Source organism: Prosthecobacter sp. (assembly GCF_044236155.1).
Classification (GTDB): domain Bacteria; phylum Verrucomicrobiota; class Verrucomicrobiia; order Verrucomicrobiales; family Verrucomicrobiaceae; genus Prosthecobacter.
Window position 1 is genome coordinate 1 of the sequence record NZ_JBIIHA010000023.1, and the last position, 18,420, is coordinate 18,420.

Sequence of the window (18,420 nt, forward strand, 5' to 3'; positions counted from 1 at the left end):
CTTGAGGCCCCAGTCATACTGGTGGCTGCCTTTGAGGAAGAAGCCGGGGGCGGCCTGCGGGATGTCGGTGAAGTATTCCTTTTCCTTCTTGTCTGCTGCGCTGGTGGTGATGTCGGCCATGGTCGTGTGGGTTCGGATTGAGGGCCGCCACAGTGGGCGCGAAACTCCAGGGCGCAAGCACATTGCCAGCGCTTGCAAAAGCCTCCCGGCTGTGGTTTCTACGCGGCCCATGTCCGCAAACCTCCTCATCTACCTCGACGGCAAGCTCGTTCCTGAATCCGAGGCGAAGATCTCTGTCTTCGACCACGGCCTGCTTTATGGCGACGGGGTGTTTGAGGGCATCCGCATCTACAACGGCCGCGTGTTCCGCCTGACGGAGCATCTGAACCGGCTCTACGACTGCGCGAAGGCGATCTGCCTTACCATTCCGATCACGTTTGAGGAAATGGAGAAGGCCACACTGGAAACCGTGGCCGCGAACAAGCTGCGCGACGGCTACATCCGCCTCGTCATCACCCGTGGCGTCGGCTCGCTCGGCCTGAATCCTTACCAGTGCCCGAAGGCCAGCGTCATCATTATCGCCAGCACAATCGCCCTGTATCCGGCGGAACGTTATGAGAAGGGGCTGAACCTCATCACCTGCGGCACGCGTCGTCCGAACTCCGCCGCGCTCAGCCCGCAGGTGAAGAGCCTGAACTACCTGAACAACATCATGGCGAAGATCGAGTGCCTGCAGGCCGGCTGTGACGAAGGCATCATGCTCAACGACCAAGGCTATGTCTCCGAGTGCACCGGCGACAACGTCTTCATCGTGAAGAACGGCAAGGTCACCACGCCGCCGATCTCCTCCGGCGCGCTCGACGGCATCACGCGCCGCGCGGTGATCGAACTGCTCGGTGAAATGGGCATCCCATGCACCGAGTCCGTCATGACACGCTTCGACATCTACACCGCCGACGAATGCTTCCTGACCGGCACCGCCGCCGAGGTCATCGCCGCCGTGCAGTATGACCGCCGCCCCATCGGCGACGGGAAACCGGGCAAGATCACGAACGACCTGATCCAGCGCTTCAAAAAGCTCGCCAACAGCACAGGCACCCCGGTGCCGTATGCGTGAGGTTTCCCCGCGAATTTCCCTCTGGAATTCTTGCACGGACGTTGCAGCCTAAGCGCAGCATGTTTTCACCACGGGTCATCGTCGCATGCCTGGCCGCGCTCCTCGCGGTCCTGGCCAGCAGTTGCGCTTCGAGCAAGAAAACAGCGCAGGCCGCCCCGCCGGACAATCGGTCCTGGTGGAAGGGGGACGGCGTGCAGGGCAAGCCACGCATCGTGATCGACCTCAGCGAGCAGCGGCTGAAGTATTTCAAGGGCCGCGAGTTGGTCGGTGTTTCGCCGATCTCCTCGGGACGCGAGGGCAACGGGACGCTGAATGGCAAATTCAGCGTGATCGAGAAGGACATCGACCATCGCTCATCGTTGTTTGGCGCCTATGTGAACGAAGCGGGCGAGACGGTGGTGTCGGACGTGGACACGCGCACCGACCCGCGGCCGCCGGGCGCGAAATTTATCGGCGCGAACATGCGCTACTTCATGCGCATCGTCGGCGGCATCGGCATGCATGAGGGCTACCTGCCGGGCTATCCCGCCTCGCACGGCTGCATCCGCCTGCCGACGAAGATGGCGGCCATCTTTTTCCGCGAGACGCCGCATGGCACGCCGGTGGAGGTCATCGGGCACGGTTCGCTAGCGGACAACGAGGAGGCCATCCCGCTCAGTCACGACGATCCCGAGGCTGTGCCGACCGGCCCCATCGAGATCGCGGACAACTCCAAGGTGGCGGAGAAAAAGAAGTCGCCCAAAGAGGAGGTCAGACGCGCCATCGTGGAGTTTGAGCGGGATGAGAACGGGACCGTGCGCGCCCGTCTGCCCCGCAGGAGCTGGTTCAGCAAGCCGAAGGCTGGCGAAACATATTACCTCCAGTGAGAGGGCTTAAAATTCACCGCCGAGCGCGAGATGGAGCGCGGCGCGGTTGCGCAGGCGCTGGGCTTTGACGTTGGTCAGCGTGCTGCGGGCATCGAAAGCGCGCTGGCGCGCGTCGAGCAGCGTCAGCACCTCGCTCAGACCTTTCTCATACTGGCCGAGGGCGAGCTTTTCAGCACGCTCGGCCTCCTCGGCGGCGCGTTCGAGCGCGGACTGCTGCCGGAGGAGAAACTGCTCGGCTGCGAGCGCTGTTTCGACCTCGCGAAAGGCGGTCAGCGTGCTGCTGGCGTAGGTTTGCAGGATTTCCTTGTAGCGGCCGCGTTGGAGGTCCACCCCGGCCTTCAACTGGCCGCCTTGAAACAAGGTCTGTCCCACCTGGGTTCCAATAACCCAAATGGCGGACTCGGGACGGATGAGTTGTTCGATCTGCTGCGTTGTGCGGCCTGCGGAACCTGTGAGACGTAGGCTCGGGAGCATGGCCTTTTTCGCCGCGCTCTCGCTGGCGAGCGCGGCGGCGAGCCTGCGTTCCGCAGCGCGGAGATCGGGCCGGCGCAGCAGCATTTCCGAGGGAAGTCCCGCCGGAATCCCGCGCCGGAGCGAGGGCAACGAGCCCAATCCTGATTCGGAACCGGCTGGATAGCCACCGAGCAAGGTCTCCAGCGTGCGCCGCGTCTCGTCCGCCGTGGCACGGCGTTGCTGCACGGTGGCCTCGGCGCGGGCAAGGTCGGCGCGGCTGAGGCTGACATCGAGCGCGGCGCGGTCTGGGTCAATGCCCCGGTCGAGCTGCCGCTCGAGAATACCGAGCTGGACTTTGCGCGTAGCGACGTTGCTTTCCGCGAGCGCGAGCAAGGTTTCCGCCTCGGCCAAGGTGACGGCGGTTTGGACGGTGCTGGCGGCGAGGGAGAGACGAGCCGCGTGCCAGTCTTCCTCGGCGGCTTCAGAACCCGCTTTGGCGGCACGACGTGAATCGGCCACACGGCCCCAGAAGTCGATTTCCCAGCTCATGTTGAGCCAGTTGCCCGTGAAGCGGTTGGCGATAGCCTCGTTTCCCGGAAAACGCTGGTCACCGGGACTTTGGGTGCGGTTGCCGGAGCCGGTCGAAGTCAGCGTGGGAAAGAGACTGGAGCCTGCCTGCATGGTCTGCGCCCGCGCTTGATCCACTCGTGCTGCCGCGGCTTTGAGGCTTGGATTGCCGCTGATGGCCTGCTGGACGAGCGCCTTGAGCTTGGCGCTGCCAAAATCATCCAGCCAGCCGGTGGCGGCGGTGGGGGAAATGCCCGGAAGCGCGGCCCATTTCGACGGTGCCTTGCCATGGAGCTCGGCGAGGTCATTTTTGAGACGTTTGGTCCCCAGCGGCGGGAAGAAGGCGCAGTTCGCGGCGGTGAGGCAGAGCGTGGCGGCCGAAAAATGACGAAACCAGAATGACGAATCGCGAAGCAATGACGAAGATCGAATGACGAAACGCGTCGGTGCTGCGGATTTCGGGTTGCGGACTTCGTTCGTCATTCTGGCTTCTGGTTTCGTCATTTTTCATCACTTCACCATGATCCAGCCGACGATGACAAGCACCGGCAGCAGGATCGGGATGGAGAAAAGATACATGTAGGCGAGGAAGGACGGCGCGTGGACCCTGGCCTTGTCGGCGATGGCTTTGACCATGAAATTCGGCCCGTTGCCGATGTAGCTGCCAGCGCCGAAGAACACCGCGCCGAGCGAGATGGCGATGAGATGCGGCGCGTGCGCGCCTGCGAAAGAGAGCACGTCGGCGCTGGAATCGACGGACAAATGCTCACGGCCCATCGCGGCGGCGAGGAAGGAAAGGTAGGTGGGCGCGTTGTCGAGGAAGGCGGAGAGAGCGCCAGTGCTGAAGTAGTATTGCAGCGGCGTGTCGATCTTCACGGCCTCGCCGCTTTGCAGGATCTGCAACGCGGGGATCATGGTGAGGAAGATGCCGACGAAGAGAAAACCGACCTCCTTCACCGGGCCGAAATTGAAATCGTTCGACTCATGGACTTCCGGCCGCGTGGTGAAATACGAGGCCGCAGCGGCTCCAAACATGATGAGCGCGGGCACGGAGAAGATGCCGAGAAGGGTGGTTTCCTGCACGCTTTTCGGCAGGAAAACGGAGCCGAGAACGACACCGAGCCAGACGAGGTTCAGGAGGCCGCGGAAGAACCAGGTTTCGTGCGCGGTTTCGAGTTCGCGAATTTCCTTCGGCGCCCGGCGAAAATTCATGCTGTCCATCACATAAAAAACGGCCAGTAGCAGCGCCACGGCGAGCGCCCAGGCCTGCCAGCAGTGCTGCAGCACCCACCAGAAGGGCACGCCGCGCAGAAAGCCGAGGAAGAGCGGAGGATCTCCGACCGGGGTCAACGCGCCGCCGACATTGCTGATGATGAAGATGAAGAAGACAATGTGGAGGCCGGTGATGCGGTATTTGTTCATCTTGATCCACGGGCGGATCATCAGCATCGACGCGCCGGTGGTGCCGACGAGGTTCGCCAGCACCGCGCCGATGAGAAGGAAGAGCGTGTTCACCAGCGGCGTGGCCTCGCCCTTCACACGGATGTTGATGCCGCCGGAGATGACGAAAAGCGAGCCGACCAGGGCCATGAAGCTGATATATTCATGCGCGGCATGATGCAGCGGGTGCCAGTCCTTCTGCACGAAGGCATAATAGGCGGCCGTGACCAGGCCGAGGCCGACGGCGACCTTCGGATAATGGTGCTCCCAAAAATGCGCCGCGAAAAGCGGCATGAGCGCGATGCACAGCAGCAGGAGGACGAACGGCGCGATCATTCCGGCAGGCGGAAGCGCGGCATGGGAGGTGGCGGAGGCGAGGATCAGCATGCAGGCTGACAAAGGGCGGCGCGCGCTTCGCTTGTCAATTTGCGCTTTGCTCCGTGATGATTCCGTGCTCGAACGCCTTAATCGGGACGCCGGTCCAGGATGGACTTGGCCTTTTCCAACTCGGATGCCGCCCACGCCCCCAATCCTGCCTCGTCGGCCTCGCATGAGCCGGTGACGTGCAGGCGGCGGATGTAGTGCTTGTCGAGAAAAGCGACGATCTTCTCCGAGACGCCAAGGATGCCGCGATGGACGTGCAGAACGGGCTTTTTCTGTTTTTTGGCCTGAGCGACGGCTTTTTGCGCCGTGCCGACGGCCTTGGCTGCCTGGGTGAAGACCAAGGTCGCCTCCGCGTCGCGGACATTCGAACTGATGGCCTCCAGCACATCCTCCGAAGTACCTTCCTTGAGCTTGTAGCGCGCGTCCGGCGCCTCGGTGGAAGCAAGCAGGCCCTGGACACACCAGCCGCCGTGCGGGATTTCATGTTTGAGCGTCCAGTCCAAGGCGGCGCGTTCGACGCCCGTCTGCGCGCCGGAGATGATGACAAGTTTGAAGGCCATGTTCAGCAGCAGAAGAAAGCAGAACGGCCTACGCGGCAAGCACGAAGTCGCAGCGGGTTACTTTGCTTTTGACCACGGTCGGATCGGCGGGATTTTGCGAACTCAGCCGCGCACCTGGCCGCTTCCATCAACAAGATACTTGTAGCTGCACAACTCGGCAAGGCCCATGGGGCCGCGGGCGTGGAGTTTGTCGGTGGAGATGCCGATCTCGGCGCCAAAGCCGAATTCACCGCCGTCGTTGAAGCGCGTGCTGGCATTGTGGAGGACAACGGCACTGTCGATCTCGTGCTGGAAGCGCTCGGCGGCGGCACGGTCCCGTGTGATGATGCTATCAGTGTGGTGGGAGCCGTAGCGGTTGATGTGGGCGATGGCCTCGTCCAACCCGCTCACCGTTTTGGCGGAGAGGATCAGGTCGAGGTATTCGGTACTCCAATCTTCCTCGGTGGCGGCCTTGGCGGGGACGCCGAGGTGGTGAAGCGCGGTGTCATCGCCACGCACTTCAACCTTGGCTTCGGCGAGGCGTTTGCCAATGAGCGGGTAGAATGACGCGGCGACGTCGCGGTGGACGAGGATGGTTTCGAGGGCATTGCAGACACCGGGCTTCTGGCACTTGGCGTTGATGATGATGTTCGCGGCCATGTCGAGGTCGGCGTCGGCGTGGACATAGACGTGGCAGACGCCATCGTAGTGTTTGATGACGGGCATGCGGGCGGTGGCGACGACTTTTTCGATCAAGCCTTTGCCGCCGCGGGGAATGATGAGGTCGAGGTATTGATCCATCTTCGCCATGTGCTCGACGCTGGCGCGGTCGGTGAAGGGGATGAGCTGGATGCTGTCTGCGGGCAGTCCGGCGCGTTCACCGCCGGCTTGTAAGGCGGCGGCGAGGGCTCGGTTGCTGTCGATGGCCTCGGAGCCGCCGCGGAGGATGGTGGCGTTGCCGGTTTTGAAGCAGAGGGAGGCGGCGTCGGTGGTGACGTTCGGGCGTGACTCGAAAATGATGCCGATGACGCCGATGGGGACACGGACTTTGCGGATGTGGAGGCCGTTGGGGCGTGTCCATTCGCTCAGCAGTTCGCCGACGGGATCCGGCAGGGCGGCGACTTCGCGCACAGCGTCGGCGATAGCCTTCAAACGTTTAGGATCGAGCGTCAGGCGGTCGATCATGGCCTTGCTGAGGCCGTTTTGCTGAGCGCGGGACAAGTCGAGCGCGTTGGCAGCGAGGATGCCGTCCTGACAGGCGACGAGTTCATCCGCCATCGCATGCAGGATGGCGTTTTTCTGCTCGGTGGTGAGCTTGACGAGCGCGTAGGAGGCTGCGCGGGCGCGGCGGCCCATGTCGAGGATGGCGGATTGGATTTCGGAATCGGTCATGAATGCGGAATTACTTGGAGGGAACGGCTCCTTCTTGGAGTTGAACGTCTTTATCGAGGAGATGGCGATCCAGAAAGGCGCTCATGCGCTCGAAAAGCGGGGCGCCGAAGAAAACGTGACCGCCATCGGTTCCGGTGATCAGCGTGGCGGGGATTTTGGCTTTTTCGAGCGCGGCTTCAAACTCGGTTGCCTGGGCATAGCGAACGATATTGTCCTTATCACCATGAATGATAAGGAAAGGCGCGTCATCGCTGGTAATGTGGCTTACGGGCGAGGCGTTACGCGCGACGTCGGGCCTTTGTTTGACCGTGCCGCCAATGAGCTTGGACAGGCCCGTCTTGGGATCGTCCACGTTGATGATCGTGCCCTCGCCGGCAAAGGTAAGGAAGTTTGATGGGCCGCAGAAGTCGAGCACGCAGGTGACACGGCTGCTTTGGGAAAGATGGGGGCCGAGCTCACCCTCCAATTCCTTCACACCTCCTGTGACTCCGAGCATGCTGGCGAGATGTCCGCCCGCCGAGATGCCGAAGACGGCAATTTTGTCCGGGTTGATCTGGTTTTCGGCCGCATGGGCGCGGAGAGCACGAATGGCGGCTTTGCAGTCGTGAATCTGCGCGGGCCAGACAGCTTCATCGGTGAGGCGGTAATTGATGCTGGCACCGGCGAAATCGCGGTCTTTGATTAGACTTAAGAGCACGCCCGCCTGGTTCTTGCTGCCATTTTCCCAGCCACCGCCATGGATGTAAACGACCAGCGGTCGTGGTTTGCTGGTTTTGCTCTCGGGCAGGTAGAGGTCGAGCATCTGGCGCTTGTTGCCGGTGCCGACATAATCAAGCTCGCGCACGATCTTGAAGCCGGGAGGGGCTCCTTGGCAGCAGGCCAGGGCAGGGCAGATGATGAGGAAAAGTAGAAACAGGCGCACCTTCGCGTCATAAACCGGGAGAATGGTCAAAACAAGGGGCTGCAAGGCATCGAAGAGACTGGCGTGTTGCAACCTTGACGCATGGTTAACAAGAACATACTATCGGACTGATGAAATCCCCCATCCCAGCCCGCCTGCCTTTTGCCCTGGCATGTGCCGTGTCTTTCTTTTCCCTCAGCACACCTTCGTTTGCGCTGCTGGACTTCATTTTCGGCAAGAAGCAGAAAGTAGCTCCGATGGCCGACGAACGCGCCCAGCAGGAGAGCGCCGCGTCAGCGATGCTCTCAGAGGCGCGCCTGGCTCATAATGCAGGCAAAACCGGTAAGGCTCAGGGGCTTTATCAAGCCATCATGAAGCGGTATCCCTTCACTCAGAGCGGAGGAGAGGCGGCTTTTCAGAATGCGCTCATCATTCGCCACACAGGCAAGATGGACGAGGCGTTCGAGGCCTTTCAGCAGTTTATCAAAGGCTATCAGGACAGCCCCCGCTTCAATGAGGCTGTGGAGCAGCAGTACGAGATCGCGGAAGAAGCGAAGGGTGGCAAAAAACAGTCAAGCCTGCTGCTTTTGCCCATGAAGATGAATTCATCGGACATCATCGAATTTTACGAGCAGATCATCAAAAACGCGCCTTTTGGAAAATTTGCTCCTCTTGCCCAGTTTAGCATCGCGGAAATCCAGCAGGATATGAAGGAGAAGGACAAGGCCATCCTGGCATACCAAAAGGTGGTGGAAAATTATCCCGGCACGTCACAGGCTGCGGAAGCGCAGTTCCGAATCGGCTCCATCAGCAACATTGCGGCACAACGCAGCGAGGACTCCTCCAACATCCACATGGCGCGTGACGCCCTTCGCACCTACATCGCCGCCAACCCGAACGGTGAGCGCAAGCAGGAAACGGAGATGATTCTGCGTCAGGTGAACACCGCGGAGGCGAACCAATCGCTCACGGTGGCAAAGTTCTACAAAAGGACCGGCAAGACTTCGGCTGCGGCGATTTACCTCAACGAGGCTCTTAAATTCGGATCACCGGAGGTTTCGGCCGAGGCGCGTGAACTTCTCGCCGAACTCGCGGCCACAGATCCCGAGGGGGTGGCGGAGGCACGGAAGGGACCTGGTCAGGACTATACCGCGCTCACAGCTCAGAATCTAAAATCCCGTGATGATTATGTGGGGCCATTGGCTCCCGAACTTGCTCGTCTGAGCCAGAAGCCTAAAATGCGTACGGGGGACGACGGATTCATGCCGATTCCGCTTCAGGAACCCACGCTGCCACTTCGTCCTGGGGCTGCGATGCCGGGTGCGGGTTCGTTGCTGCCTCCCGTGCCCGAAACCGAGAAGCCAGCCCTGCTTCCTGTGCCGCCCGCGCCAAACGCGCCCATGGTACCTCCGGCCCCCGCCGCACCAAATGCAAAACCGCCGGTGCCACCACCACCGGCTGTGAAGCCTGCCTCATAGTTCTTGCGCGGACATGGCAACGCGCCATTCTGGTCGGCTTACTTCCCAAGCTCCCTTCTCTGGATGAAACAGATTCTGCATTTGCTGGCACCCTTCTGCCTTCTAATTTCCGGCTGTACTGGTTACACACTTGGCGGCCAGAAACCCGTGCATCTGCGTCACATCACCAAGATCGCGGTGCCGACCTTTGAAAACCTGACTTTGGAGCCTCGTCTCGGAGTGCTTGTGACGAATGCAGTCATCAAGCAACTCCAAAACCATGGTGGCTACCAAATTGTCTCCAAAAGCGAGGCTGAGGCCGTGTTGGAAGGCAAAATCCAAAACATTCAGCGCACGCAGTTTCGCTCTGAACGGAATAACATTCTAAGATCCTCGCAGATTCAGGCAGTTCTCAGCAGCGCTTTCCTGATCAAAGATGCTTCTTCTGGAGTTGTTTTGCACAACGGTGTCGCGGTTGCCGATTCACAAATCATTCTCGATGCCAACCTGCAGCTTTCAGAAACGCAGATGTTTGAGGATGCCGCCCAGCGTCTTGGTCACAATCTTGCAGACCAGATTTGTGAAGGTTGGTGATTCTCGCGTCCTTTCCAATGACGCCGGAGCAGGATTTACAAGCGGAAGCACTTCATGACGGAGATGTGACGCATGATGTGGCATTTGTGCCAGGCAGATTGCAAGCTGGTTTGCATCTCGTTGCCACGCCCATCGGAAACATGCGTGACATCACGCTGAGGGCTATCGACACGTTGAAGACCGCCGACCTCGTTGCCTGCGAGGATACAAGGCATTCTGGCATGCTGCTGAAACATCATGGCATTCACTCGCGCCTGATAAGCCTGAACGAGCACAACGAGGCTGTCCGCATCCCGCAGTTGCTCGACCATATGCGTCAGGGCGGCAGCGTGGCGCTAATCTCAGACGCTGGCATGCCCACAGTCTCTGATCCGGGGCAGCGGCTCGTAGGTGCCACGGTCGCGGCAGGTTTGCATGTGGAGGGCATTCCCGGAGCCAGTGCCGTGCTCACCGCGCTCGCGGCATCCGGCCTGCCCACCACGCCATTTTACTTTGGTGGCTTCCTGCCGCACAAAAAAGGCGCGCGCACCACCGAACTGGACGCCGCGCTTCAGCGCGACTGCACCAGTGTCTTTTTCGAGAGTCCCTACCGTTTGGTGGACACGCTGGCCATCCTGGCGGGTGCCGCGCCGGAACGCCGTGTTGTCGTCGCGCGTGAACTCACCAAAAAGTTTGAGGAATTCCGCCGCGGCACGGCAAGCATCCTGCTATCTCACTTTCAAACCAAAGCTCCGAAAGGTGAAATCACCCTTCTCATCTCACCCTCTGATCCGCCTAAATGGCTGGTGTGGTGATCTGCTGCTCTAAACTTACCTCCATGGAAACCCCTGCCAACTGCGCCGTTCTCAACACTCCTGACAGCCTCAAGCTTTCGATCACCAATCACCTGCGGTTCACGCTGGGGGCCTATGTCGAAACCGCGAGCGAAAATGACTGGTTTGTCGCCACCTCCCTTGCCGTCCGCGACCGGGTGATGGAGCGCGCCACGCAGTCTCGTGCGAAGCATCGTGCGCAGGGCGTGCGCCGCGTTCATTACCTCTCGCTCGAATACCTCATGGGCCGCCTGCTGGAAAACAATCTCCGCAATTCCGGGATCTATGACGCCACGAAGCAGGCGCTGTCCGAAATGGGCAAGGACCTCGACGTGCTGCTGCAGAAGGAACCCGACATGGGTCTCGGTAACGGCGGCCTTGGTCGTCTGGCGGCGTGCTTCATGGACTCGCTAAGCACGCTGGACCTTCCCGCCATCGGTTACGGCATCCACTACGAGTTTGGTCTTTTTCGTCAGGAGTTCGTGAACGGCAAGCAGGTTGAGCACCCTGATGCATGGATGCGCGACGGTAGTCCGTGGAAGATCGCCCGGCCGTCCTATCGCCAGACTGTGCATCTCTACGGCAAGGTCATTCAGAAATTCGACGAGTTCGGCCAGCCGCATCATGAATGGATCGAGACCAAGTGCCTCCTTGGACTGCCGTGGGACATTCCCATCGTTGGTTATGACAGCAGCACCGTAAATGTGCTTCGCCTATGGCAAGCTCAGGCGGATGAGGACTTCAACTTCCAGGTCTTCAACGAGGGCAGCTATGTCGATGCGCTGCGTGAGAAAGCCATTGCCGAAACGGTCTCGAAAGTGCTCTACCCGAACGACGCCACTGAGTCAGGCAAGGAACTGCGTCTCGTGCAGCAGTACTTCTTCGTTGCATGCTCGCTCGCCGACATCGTGCGTCGCTTCAAGGGCGGCTACAGCCTGCCGTGGAGCGAGTTTCCTTCGAAGGCCGCCATCCAGCTCAACGACACGCATCCCGCCGTCGCCATTCCCGAACTCATGCGCATCCTTGTCGATGAGGAAAAGATCGAGTGGAGCCAGGCATGGGAAATCTGCCAGAAAACCTTCTCCTATACCAACCACACGCTGCTTCCTGAAGCCTTGGAGACGTGGAGCACAGCATTGTTTGAACGCGTTCTGCCGCGTCATCTGCAGATCATCTACGAGATCAACCACCGCTTCCTCACGGGTGATGTCGATGCCCGCTGGCCCGGTGATTCGGAGAAGAAGCGCGCGCTTTCCATCATCGAGGAAGGTGGCGGCAAACGCGTGCGCATGGCTCATCTCTCCGTGCTCGGCGGTCATGCCACCAATGGTGTCGCCGCTCTGCACACACGCCTTCTATGCGAGCGCCTTTTCCCTGAGTTTTTCGAGCTGTATCCCGACCGCTTCCTCAACCTCACCAACGGCGTCACCTTCCGCCGCTGGCTCGACGTCTGCAATCCACAGCTCTCAGCTCTCATCACGGAGTCCATCGGCAGCGGCTGGCTCAAAGACTCCTCCAAACTGCGCGAACTCGACCGATTCGCTGATGACGCGTCGTTCCGTGAGAAATTCCACGTCATCAAACGCGGTCACAAAGTCCACCTCGCCAAGATCATCCAGGACACCTGCGGAGTCTGCGTCAGTCCTGACGCGCTCTTTGACGTGCAGATCAAGCGTTTGCATGAGTACAAGCGCCAGCACCTCAATCTGCTGCACATCGTCAGCCTCTATCGCAAAATCATCGCGAATCCAAACATCGACATGGCGCCGCGTGTCTTTATCTTCGGCGCCAAGGCGGCGCCAGGTTACTACCTGGCCAAAAATATCATTCACGCGATCAATGCTCTTGCCGCCAAGGTGAACCACGATCCGCGTGTGGATGGAAAACTAAAGGTCATCTACCTGCCGAACTACGGCGTCTCCCTTGCCGAGCGCATCATTCCTGCCGCTGATTTGTCGGAGCAGATCTCCACGGCCGGCAAGGAGGCCTCGGGCACGGGCAATATGAAGCTCGCCCTGAACGGAGCGCTCACCATTGGTACGCTTGACGGTGCGAACGTTGAAATCCTCGAAGAAGTCGGCCCTGAAAACATCTTCATCTTCGGTCTCACGGTGGAAGAAGTTACCGAACTGCATGCCAAAGGCTACAACCCATGGGATTACTATTGGGCCAGCGAAGATCTGCGCCTCAGTCTCGACTGGCTTGCTTCCGATTACTTCACCGGCAACCAGGACGAGTTCAAACCCTTGCGCGACAGCCTCCTTGCCCATGGCGATCCTTTCCTCGTCATGGCTGACTACGACAAATACGCCGCTGCCCAGGCTGAGGTGGACACAGCCTATCGAGATCAAGCGCGATGGCAGAAAATGGCCGTCCACAATACCGCTCGCGTTGGCAAGTTCAGCAGCGACCGCACCATTCTCGAATACGCCAAACACGTCTGGAAGCTGCCGCAAGTCGCCGTTTGACTGACTTCAGGCCCTGGCTGTCGCTTTTGACCAACTTGAGCCTTGATCCCCAGGCTATGCCTGCGATGGAGGCTCTTTGGTCACTTTATTGAAGCTGGAAGAATGAAGGAGCATCCCTGCAGCGATATCAGAGTGCATTTTGACTGCCTGTGGGTTTTTTTCCTGAGTTTATGAATGATGCCAATGAAACGTTGTTTGAAGCAGGTGAGGTAATTTATTCACAGGGCGATGCGGGAAAAGGGATGCTGTTGATCTTGTCCGGCACGGTTGAGGTCAGCGTGGAGACGACGGAGGGTAGGAGACCGCTGGCGCGCTTCGGTGCCGGGGATTTCCTGGGGGACATGGCTTTGATCAGCAACCAGCCGCGGGCGGCGACGGCGCGCGCGCTGAGTGCGGTGACTGCGGAGTGGATCGATGACCGGAGCTTTGAAGAGCGTCTGCTCGCGCAGCCGGAACGGTGCGCCGCCTACTTTTCACTGCTGATGCAGCGCATCCGGATCACCGACAGCCTGCTTCGGCTTGAGTGGCACAAGCAGGACGCGCAGGGCAGTCGGGCGTCAGTTCAGGCCACTCGCGCGGCTTATCTGGAGGCAGTGCCGGCCACGGTCAGCGGGCGCAGTGAATGGCTGGATCTGCGCCTGATATCCGGCCCTGACACGCCGCCTCCGATGATCGACGTGATCATTCCTCAGGTGCCCTTCAGCATCGGGCGTTTGACGTTTCCACTGCCGGTCGATACGGTGCCGGCGCGGAGGTTGTCGATTCCGGATAAAGAGCCGTTTCAACTGTGCGTGGAACACTGCGAGATCGTGCGCACGCCGCAGGGGCTGGCGGTGCGCGACGCGGGATCCATGCGCGGCACAAATGTGAACGGTGTGCAGATCGGTCGCGAATGCCTGATGCAGGAGGCGGCCCTGCGGCCGGGCATGAATTCTCTGCGCCTGGGTGGCGAGGACAGCCACTACCATTTTTTTCTTCAACTCGCGTCTTCGTGAGCATCTGAAAGTGAACCCGCATCCTTTTGCTGGATGCGCGAGGCAGAGGAGGCTGTGGGCCTCAAATCACTCTCCCGGCATCTTCTCTGTCGGCCACGTTTCCACCCACGGCAGGCCGTAGGCATTCAAGTCGGCCATGAAGGGATCGGGATTGAGCTGCTCGACATTCCAGACGCCGGGCTGGCGGTATTCGGAGGGATTGGTGAGAAGCTGGCGGGCGGCGATCATCGCCGGGACGCCGGTGGTGTAGCTCACGCCCTGTGAATTCGTCTCCTTGTAGCACTCCTGGTGGTCGCAGATGTTGTAAACGTAGTAGCGCTTCGGCTGGCCGTCTTTGCCGGTGCCTTCGATCCAGTTGCCGATGCAGGTCTTGCCCTTCGTGTCCGGACCGAGTGTGCCGGGTTCCGGCAGCAGCGTCTTCAAAAACTCGATCGGGATGATGTCCACGCCCTTGTGCTTCACCGGATGGATGCCAGTCATGCCGACATTCACCAGCACTTCCATGTGCTTGATGTAAGCATCGCCAAAGGTCATCCAGAAACGAGCGCGGCGCATCGGGATGTGCTTGGTGAGGCTCTCCAGCTCCTCGTGGTAGAGGCAGTAGATGTTCTTCGGGCCGATGCCGTCCGGGAAGGGAAAGCTGCGCTTGATCTCGAGGGGCTTCGTCTCCACCCACGCACCATTTTCCCAGTAGCGACCGTTCGCGGTGACCTCGCGCAGGTTGATCTCGGGATTAAAGTTGGTGGCGAAGGCCTTGCCGTGGTCGCCTGCGTTGCAGTCGAGGATGTCGAGCGTGTCGATCTTGCTGAAGTGATGCTTCAAGGCGTAGGCGGTGTACACATTCGTCACGCCGGGATCAAAGCCGCAGCCGAGCAGCGCGGTGAGGCCAGCGGCCTTGAATTTCTCATGATAAGCCCACTGCCAGTGGTATTCGAACTTCGCCACGTCACGCGGCTCGTAGTTCGCGGTGTCGATGTAATGCACGCCGGCCTCCAGGCAGGCGTCCATGATGGTGAGGTCCTGATAAGGCAGCGCCACATTGATGACGACCTCCGGCTTGAAGCTCTTCAGCAGCTTCACCAGCTCCGGCACATTGTCCGCATCCACGCCAGCGGTCTGAATGGGGCGCTTCAACTCGGCGGCGATGCCATCGCACTTCGACTTCGTGCGGCTGGCGAGCATGATCTCACCGAAGACCTCGGGAAGCTGGGCGCATTTGTGGGTGACGACGCGGCCGACGCCGCCGGCTCCGATGATAAGTACTCGATGAGACATGATGAAATGACGAAATCAGGAGGATGAATATGAAACTTGTCTGGGCCGCGAGTCTAGCAGGCACTCACGGAATGCAAGCAACGGAACGTTGTTGGAAATGTCTTGTGGATGACCTGCTCTTGGTTTGTTCCATCTGGGAAAACAAAAAAGGCAATGCCGAAGCATTGCCTGTTCTGAAAAGGGAAGAAAAAACAGATCAGACCGTCCTGCGCTTGCGCTTCACATGCAGCTGGGCGGTGCTGCGCTGGATCATGGCCATGACGGCGGCGACTTCTTCCTGCTGCTCGCCGGGTTTGAGGTCGGCGAGGGACTTTTGGGCGCGGGCGAGGGCTTCTTCGACGGCTTTTTCGTCGATCTTGTCCGCGTCGATGGCCATGTCGGTCAGGATGCGGGTGACGGTGCCGGTGACTTCGACCAAACCTTCGCCGACGGCCATTTCGGTCGTTTTACCGCCCTTGGTGATGCGCAGCTCACCAGGGAGCAGCGTGGTCACGAGGTTGGCGTGTGCGGCAAGGACGCCCATTTCGCCTTCGTAACCCGGAAGCACGACGGTATCGACCTCATCGGAAAAGATGCGGGCCTCTGGGGTCACGATTTCGAGTTTAAGGGGCATGGCGGGGAAGAATGACGAATGACTAAATCAGAATGACGAAGGAATGACTAATAACGAAGGGCAAATGACGAAGGCGGGGAGAATTCGGGCTTGGTCATTCTTTCGTCATTCGTCATTCGGATTTCGTCATTTTCGGGTAGCGAAAAGGTCTCAAGACTTCTTCACAGAATCAATGCCGCCCTTCATGTAGAAGTTGGCTTCGGGGACGTCGTCGTGCTTGCCGTCGAGGATTTCGGCGAAGCCTTTGACGGTGTCTTTGACGGAGACGTATTCGCCTTTGGTGCCGGTGAAGATTTCGGCAACGTGGAAGGGCTGGGAGAGGAAGCGCTGGAGCTTACGAGCGCGGAAGACGGTGAGCTTGTCTTCTTCGCTGAGTTCGTCCATGCCGAGAATGGCGATGATGTCCTGAAGGTCTTTGTAGCGCTGAAGGACGCGCTGGACGCCACGAGCGACGCGGTAGTGCTCTTCACCGACGATTTCAGGCGCGAGGGCCTTGGACACGGAGGCGAGAGGATCGACGGCCGGGTAGATGCCGAGCTCGGCGAGGGAACGCTCAAGCACGACGGTGGAGTCAAGGTGGGCGAAGGTGTTGGCCGGGGCGGGGTCGGTCAAGTCATCGGCAGGTACGTAAACGGCCTGGAAGGACGTGATGGAACCGGTCTTGGTGGAGGTGATTCGCTCCTGCATCTGACCCATTTCCGCGGCGAGAGTAGGCTGGTAACCCACGGCGGAAGGTGTGCGTCCAAGGAGAGCGGACACTTCGGAACCGGCCTGGGAGAAACGGAAGACGTTATCGACGAAGAAGAGCACGTCCTGGTTCTTTTCATCGCGGAAGTACTCGGCCATGGAGAGGGCGGAGAGGGCGACGCGGAGACGGGCACCGGGAGGCTCGTTCATCTGGCCGTACACGAGGGCCACTTTGGAGCCGGGCTCGCTGATGTAACCGCCTTGGTCGTTCTTCACGATGTCGTGGCCGTTCTTCTTCACCTTGATAACGTCGGACTCGATCATTTCGTGGTAAAGGTCGTTCCCTTCACGAGTACGCTCGCCCACGCCGGCGAACACGGAGTAACCACCGTGGCCTTTGGCGATGTTGTTGATGAGTTCCATGATGACGACGGTCTTGCCGACGCCAGCACCACCGAAGGCGCCGACTTTACCACCCTTGGTGAAGGGGCAGATGAGGTCGATGACCTTGATGCCGGTTTCGAGGATCTGAGCGGATGGATTCTGGTCAACGAGAGCAGGAGCGGCGCGGTGAATGGCGTAGCGCTTTTCGGTCTTCGGAGCTTCTTGGTCATCGCAAGCGTCGCCAGTGACGTTGAAGATACGGCCGAGCACTTCTTCGCCGACGGGGACGGTGATGGGGCCGCCAGTGTCGAGGACGTCCATGCCGCGCTTGAGGCCTTCGGTGGAAATCATGGCGATGGAGCGAACCCAGCCGTCACCGAGGTGCTGCTGCACTTCGCAGATGAGGCGTGCGGCCTTGCCACCCTGCTCGAACTTGATCTCGAGGGCGTTGTAGATGGCCGGAAGCTTGCCGGAGGCGGAGAAATCCACGTCCACGACGGGACCGATGACTTGGACGATTTTGCCGATGTTGCTCATGTTGGGTGATTTGAAATTTGAATGTGAAACTTGGGATTACTCCAGAGCCATCTTGGCCGTCGTGATTTCGAGGAGTTCGTTGGTGATTGCGGCCTGGCGGAGCTTGTTGTACTCGAGGCTGAGGTCCTTGATCATCTGCTTGGCGTTGTCGGTGGCGTTCTTCATGGCCACCATGCGGCTGGAGTGCTCGCTGGCGCGGGATTCGAGCACCATCTGATACACGGTGTCGTTCACATACTGCGGAAGGACGGTCTCGAAGACCACAGCGGCGCTGGGCTCAAAGGTGTACTCGGTCGTGGCGGTCGCGGTGGCGATCTCCGGGGCAAAGTCACGCTTGCCGCCGAGGGTCACCGGATTGACGGGCAGGATCTGCTCGACGGTGGGGACGACGGTGACGGTGTTGATGAAGTTGTTGAAGACGACGAGCACCTTCTTGTACTCACCCGTGAGGAATTTTTCCTGGAGGAAGCGGCCGACGCCGCGGACCTCGGCGAACTTGGCGGGGTCCTTGATGGGGAAATCGGCTAGCAGGTGGCGGCGCAGGCGGTTGATGGCCTGGACGCCTTTTTTGCCGACGGTGACGTAATCGACGTCTTCAGTGCCGAAATCGGTCGTGATGAGCTTTTTGAAGAGATTCGTGTTCAGGGCTCCGCAGAGGCCTTTGTCACTGGAAACGAGCAAAACGAGCACTTTGCCGCCTTTTCCTTCGCTGAAGAAGGGGTGGAGACCTTCTTCGGCTTTCTCCTTCAGATTGACGAGAATCTTGTTCAGCATCTCGGCGTAGTGACGGCCGTTGGCGGCTTGGTCCTGCGCTTTTTTCATCTTCGCGGCCGCGACGAGCTGCATGGCCTTGGTGATCTGGGCCGTGTTTTTGACCGATTTGATTCGGCGTCGGATGTCGCGTGTGGAAGGCATTTGAGATTCCTGATTTTAGATTCC

The 18,420-nt window shown here is 59.8% G+C and carries 16 protein-coding genes; 7 read left to right on the top strand and 9 right to left on the bottom strand.

All coding sequences use genetic code 11. The features are described from left to right. Positions 1-229: 229 nt before the first annotated feature. Positions 230-1,117, top strand: coding sequence for a branched-chain-amino-acid transaminase (gene ilvE / locus ACILSE_RS17430; RefSeq protein WP_395718701.1), 888 nt, complete (start codon positions 230-232; stop codon positions 1,115-1,117). A gap of 59 nt (positions 1,118-1,176) precedes the next feature. Beyond that, positions 1,177-1,983, top strand: a complete 807-nt coding sequence (locus ACILSE_RS17435; RefSeq protein ID WP_395718702.1) for a L,D-transpeptidase family protein — start codon at positions 1,177-1,179, stop codon at positions 1,981-1,983. A 6-nt stretch (positions 1,984-1,989) separates the two neighbouring features. On the opposite strand, the gene ACILSE_RS17440 is transcribed toward ACILSE_RS17435, so the two are convergent. The 5 genes from ACILSE_RS17440 to ACILSE_RS17460 form a co-directional block, all read right to left on the bottom strand. Further along, on the bottom strand, positions 1,990-3,486 hold the full coding sequence (locus ACILSE_RS17440; RefSeq protein ID WP_395718703.1) for an efflux transporter outer membrane subunit: 1,497 nt from the start codon (positions 3,484-3,486) through the stop codon (positions 1,990-1,992). Positions 3,487-3,513: 27 nt separating this feature from the next. Continuing rightward, complete coding sequence (locus ACILSE_RS17445; protein WP_395718704.1) at positions 3,514-4,830, bottom strand: sodium:proton antiporter; 1,317 nt, start codon at positions 4,828-4,830, stop codon at positions 3,514-3,516. A 77-nt stretch (positions 4,831-4,907) separates the two neighbouring features. Further along, positions 4,908-5,387 (bottom strand): YpsA SLOG family protein, encoded by a 480-nt coding sequence (locus ACILSE_RS17450; protein ID WP_395718705.1) that lies wholly within the window; start codon positions 5,385-5,387, stop codon positions 4,908-4,910. A 102-nt stretch (positions 5,388-5,489) separates the two neighbouring features. After that, positions 5,490-6,758 (bottom strand): glutamate-5-semialdehyde dehydrogenase, encoded by a 1,269-nt coding sequence (locus tag ACILSE_RS17455; protein WP_395718706.1) that lies wholly within the window; start codon positions 6,756-6,758, stop codon positions 5,490-5,492. Between the two features lie 10 nt (positions 6,759-6,768). Further along, complete coding sequence (locus tag ACILSE_RS17460; protein ID WP_395718707.1) at positions 6,769-7,752, bottom strand: alpha/beta hydrolase fold domain-containing protein; 984 nt, start codon at positions 7,750-7,752, stop codon at positions 6,769-6,771. 38 nt (positions 7,753-7,790) lie between these two features. Here ACILSE_RS17460 and ACILSE_RS17465 point away from each other — a divergent pair, with 38 nt between their 5' ends. From ACILSE_RS17465 to ACILSE_RS17485, 5 genes are all read left to right on the top strand, one after another. Further along, complete coding sequence (locus ACILSE_RS17465) at positions 7,791-9,137, top strand: tetratricopeptide repeat protein (RefSeq protein ID WP_395718708.1); 1,347 nt, start codon at positions 7,791-7,793, stop codon at positions 9,135-9,137. A gap of 63 nt (positions 9,138-9,200) precedes the next feature. Continuing rightward, positions 9,201-9,710 carry an LPS assembly lipoprotein LptE gene (lptE, locus tag ACILSE_RS17470; protein ID WP_395718709.1) on the top strand — a complete coding sequence of 170 codons (510 nt, stop codon included), beginning with the start codon at positions 9,201-9,203 and terminating at the stop codon, positions 9,708-9,710. 86 nt (positions 9,711-9,796) lie between these two features. Next, on the top strand, positions 9,797-10,504 hold the full coding sequence (gene rsmI / locus ACILSE_RS17475; RefSeq protein ID WP_395718768.1) for a 16S rRNA (cytidine(1402)-2'-O)-methyltransferase: 708 nt from the start codon (positions 9,797-9,799) through the stop codon (positions 10,502-10,504). A 23-nt stretch (positions 10,505-10,527) separates the two neighbouring features. Beyond that, entirely contained in the window at positions 10,528-12,990 is a 2,463-nt protein-coding gene (locus ACILSE_RS17480) for a glycogen/starch/alpha-glucan phosphorylase (RefSeq protein WP_395718710.1), read from the top strand. A gap of 170 nt (positions 12,991-13,160) precedes the next feature. After that, positions 13,161-13,985 (top strand): cyclic nucleotide-binding domain-containing protein, encoded by an 825-nt coding sequence (locus ACILSE_RS17485; RefSeq protein WP_395718711.1) that lies wholly within the window; start codon positions 13,161-13,163, stop codon positions 13,983-13,985. Between the two features lie 66 nt (positions 13,986-14,051). On the opposite strand, the gene ACILSE_RS17490 is transcribed toward ACILSE_RS17485, so the two are convergent. From ACILSE_RS17490 to atpG, 4 genes are all read right to left on the bottom strand, one after another. Continuing rightward, a complete protein-coding gene (locus ACILSE_RS17490; protein WP_395718712.1) occupies positions 14,052-15,260 on the bottom strand; it encodes a saccharopine dehydrogenase family protein in 1,209 nt (402 codons plus the stop codon). A 196-nt stretch (positions 15,261-15,456) separates the two neighbouring features. Further along, positions 15,457-15,873 (bottom strand): ATP synthase F1 subunit epsilon, encoded by a 417-nt coding sequence (gene atpC, locus ACILSE_RS17495; protein ID WP_395718713.1) that lies wholly within the window; start codon positions 15,871-15,873, stop codon positions 15,457-15,459. 150 nt (positions 15,874-16,023) lie between these two features. Beyond that, a complete protein-coding gene (gene atpD / locus ACILSE_RS17500; protein ID WP_395718714.1) occupies positions 16,024-17,481 on the bottom strand; it encodes a F0F1 ATP synthase subunit beta in 1,458 nt (485 codons plus the stop codon). A 36-nt stretch (positions 17,482-17,517) separates the two neighbouring features. Next, positions 17,518-18,396 carry an ATP synthase F1 subunit gamma gene (gene atpG / locus ACILSE_RS17505; protein ID WP_395718715.1) on the bottom strand — a complete coding sequence of 293 codons (879 nt, stop codon included), beginning with the start codon at positions 18,394-18,396 and terminating at the stop codon, positions 17,518-17,520. Between the last annotated feature and the right edge of the window lie 24 nt (positions 18,397-18,420).

Bases quoted from the DNA above. Each gene is read 5' to 3' on its own strand.
- ilvE (WP_395718701.1), top strand. From the start codon at position 230: ATGTCCGCAAACCTCCTCATCTACCTCGACGGCAAGCTCGTTCCTGAA.
- ACILSE_RS17435 (WP_395718702.1), top strand. From the start codon at position 1,177: ATGTTTTCACCACGGGTCATCGTCGCATGCCTGGCCGCGCTCCTCGCG.
- ACILSE_RS17440 (WP_395718703.1), bottom strand. From the start codon at position 3,486: ATGACGAACGAAGTCCGCAACCCGAAATCCGCAGCACCGACGCGTTTC.
- ACILSE_RS17445 (WP_395718704.1), bottom strand. From the start codon at position 4,830: ATGCTGATCCTCGCCTCCGCCACCTCCCATGCCGCGCTTCCGCCTGCC.
- ACILSE_RS17450 (WP_395718705.1), bottom strand. From the start codon at position 5,387: ATGGCCTTCAAACTTGTCATCATCTCCGGCGCGCAGACGGGCGTCGAA.
- ACILSE_RS17455 (WP_395718706.1), bottom strand. From the start codon at position 6,758: ATGACCGATTCCGAAATCCAATCCGCCATCCTCGACATGGGCCGCCGC.
- ACILSE_RS17465 (WP_395718708.1), top strand. From the start codon at position 7,791: ATGAAATCCCCCATCCCAGCCCGCCTGCCTTTTGCCCTGGCATGTGCC.
- lptE (WP_395718709.1), top strand. From the start codon at position 9,201: ATGAAACAGATTCTGCATTTGCTGGCACCCTTCTGCCTTCTAATTTCC.
- ACILSE_RS17480 (WP_395718710.1), top strand. From the start codon at position 10,528: ATGGAAACCCCTGCCAACTGCGCCGTTCTCAACACTCCTGACAGCCTC.
- ACILSE_RS17485 (WP_395718711.1), top strand. From the start codon at position 13,161: ATGAATGATGCCAATGAAACGTTGTTTGAAGCAGGTGAGGTAATTTAT.
- ACILSE_RS17490 (WP_395718712.1), bottom strand. From the start codon at position 15,260: ATGTCTCATCGAGTACTTATCATCGGAGCCGGCGGCGTCGGCCGCGTC.
- atpC (WP_395718713.1), bottom strand. From the start codon at position 15,873: ATGCCCCTTAAACTCGAAATCGTGACCCCAGAGGCCCGCATCTTTTCC.
- atpD (WP_395718714.1), bottom strand. From the start codon at position 17,481: ATGAGCAACATCGGCAAAATCGTCCAAGTCATCGGTCCCGTCGTGGAC.
- atpG (WP_395718715.1), bottom strand. From the start codon at position 18,396: ATGCCTTCCACACGCGACATCCGACGCCGAATCAAATCGGTCAAAAAC.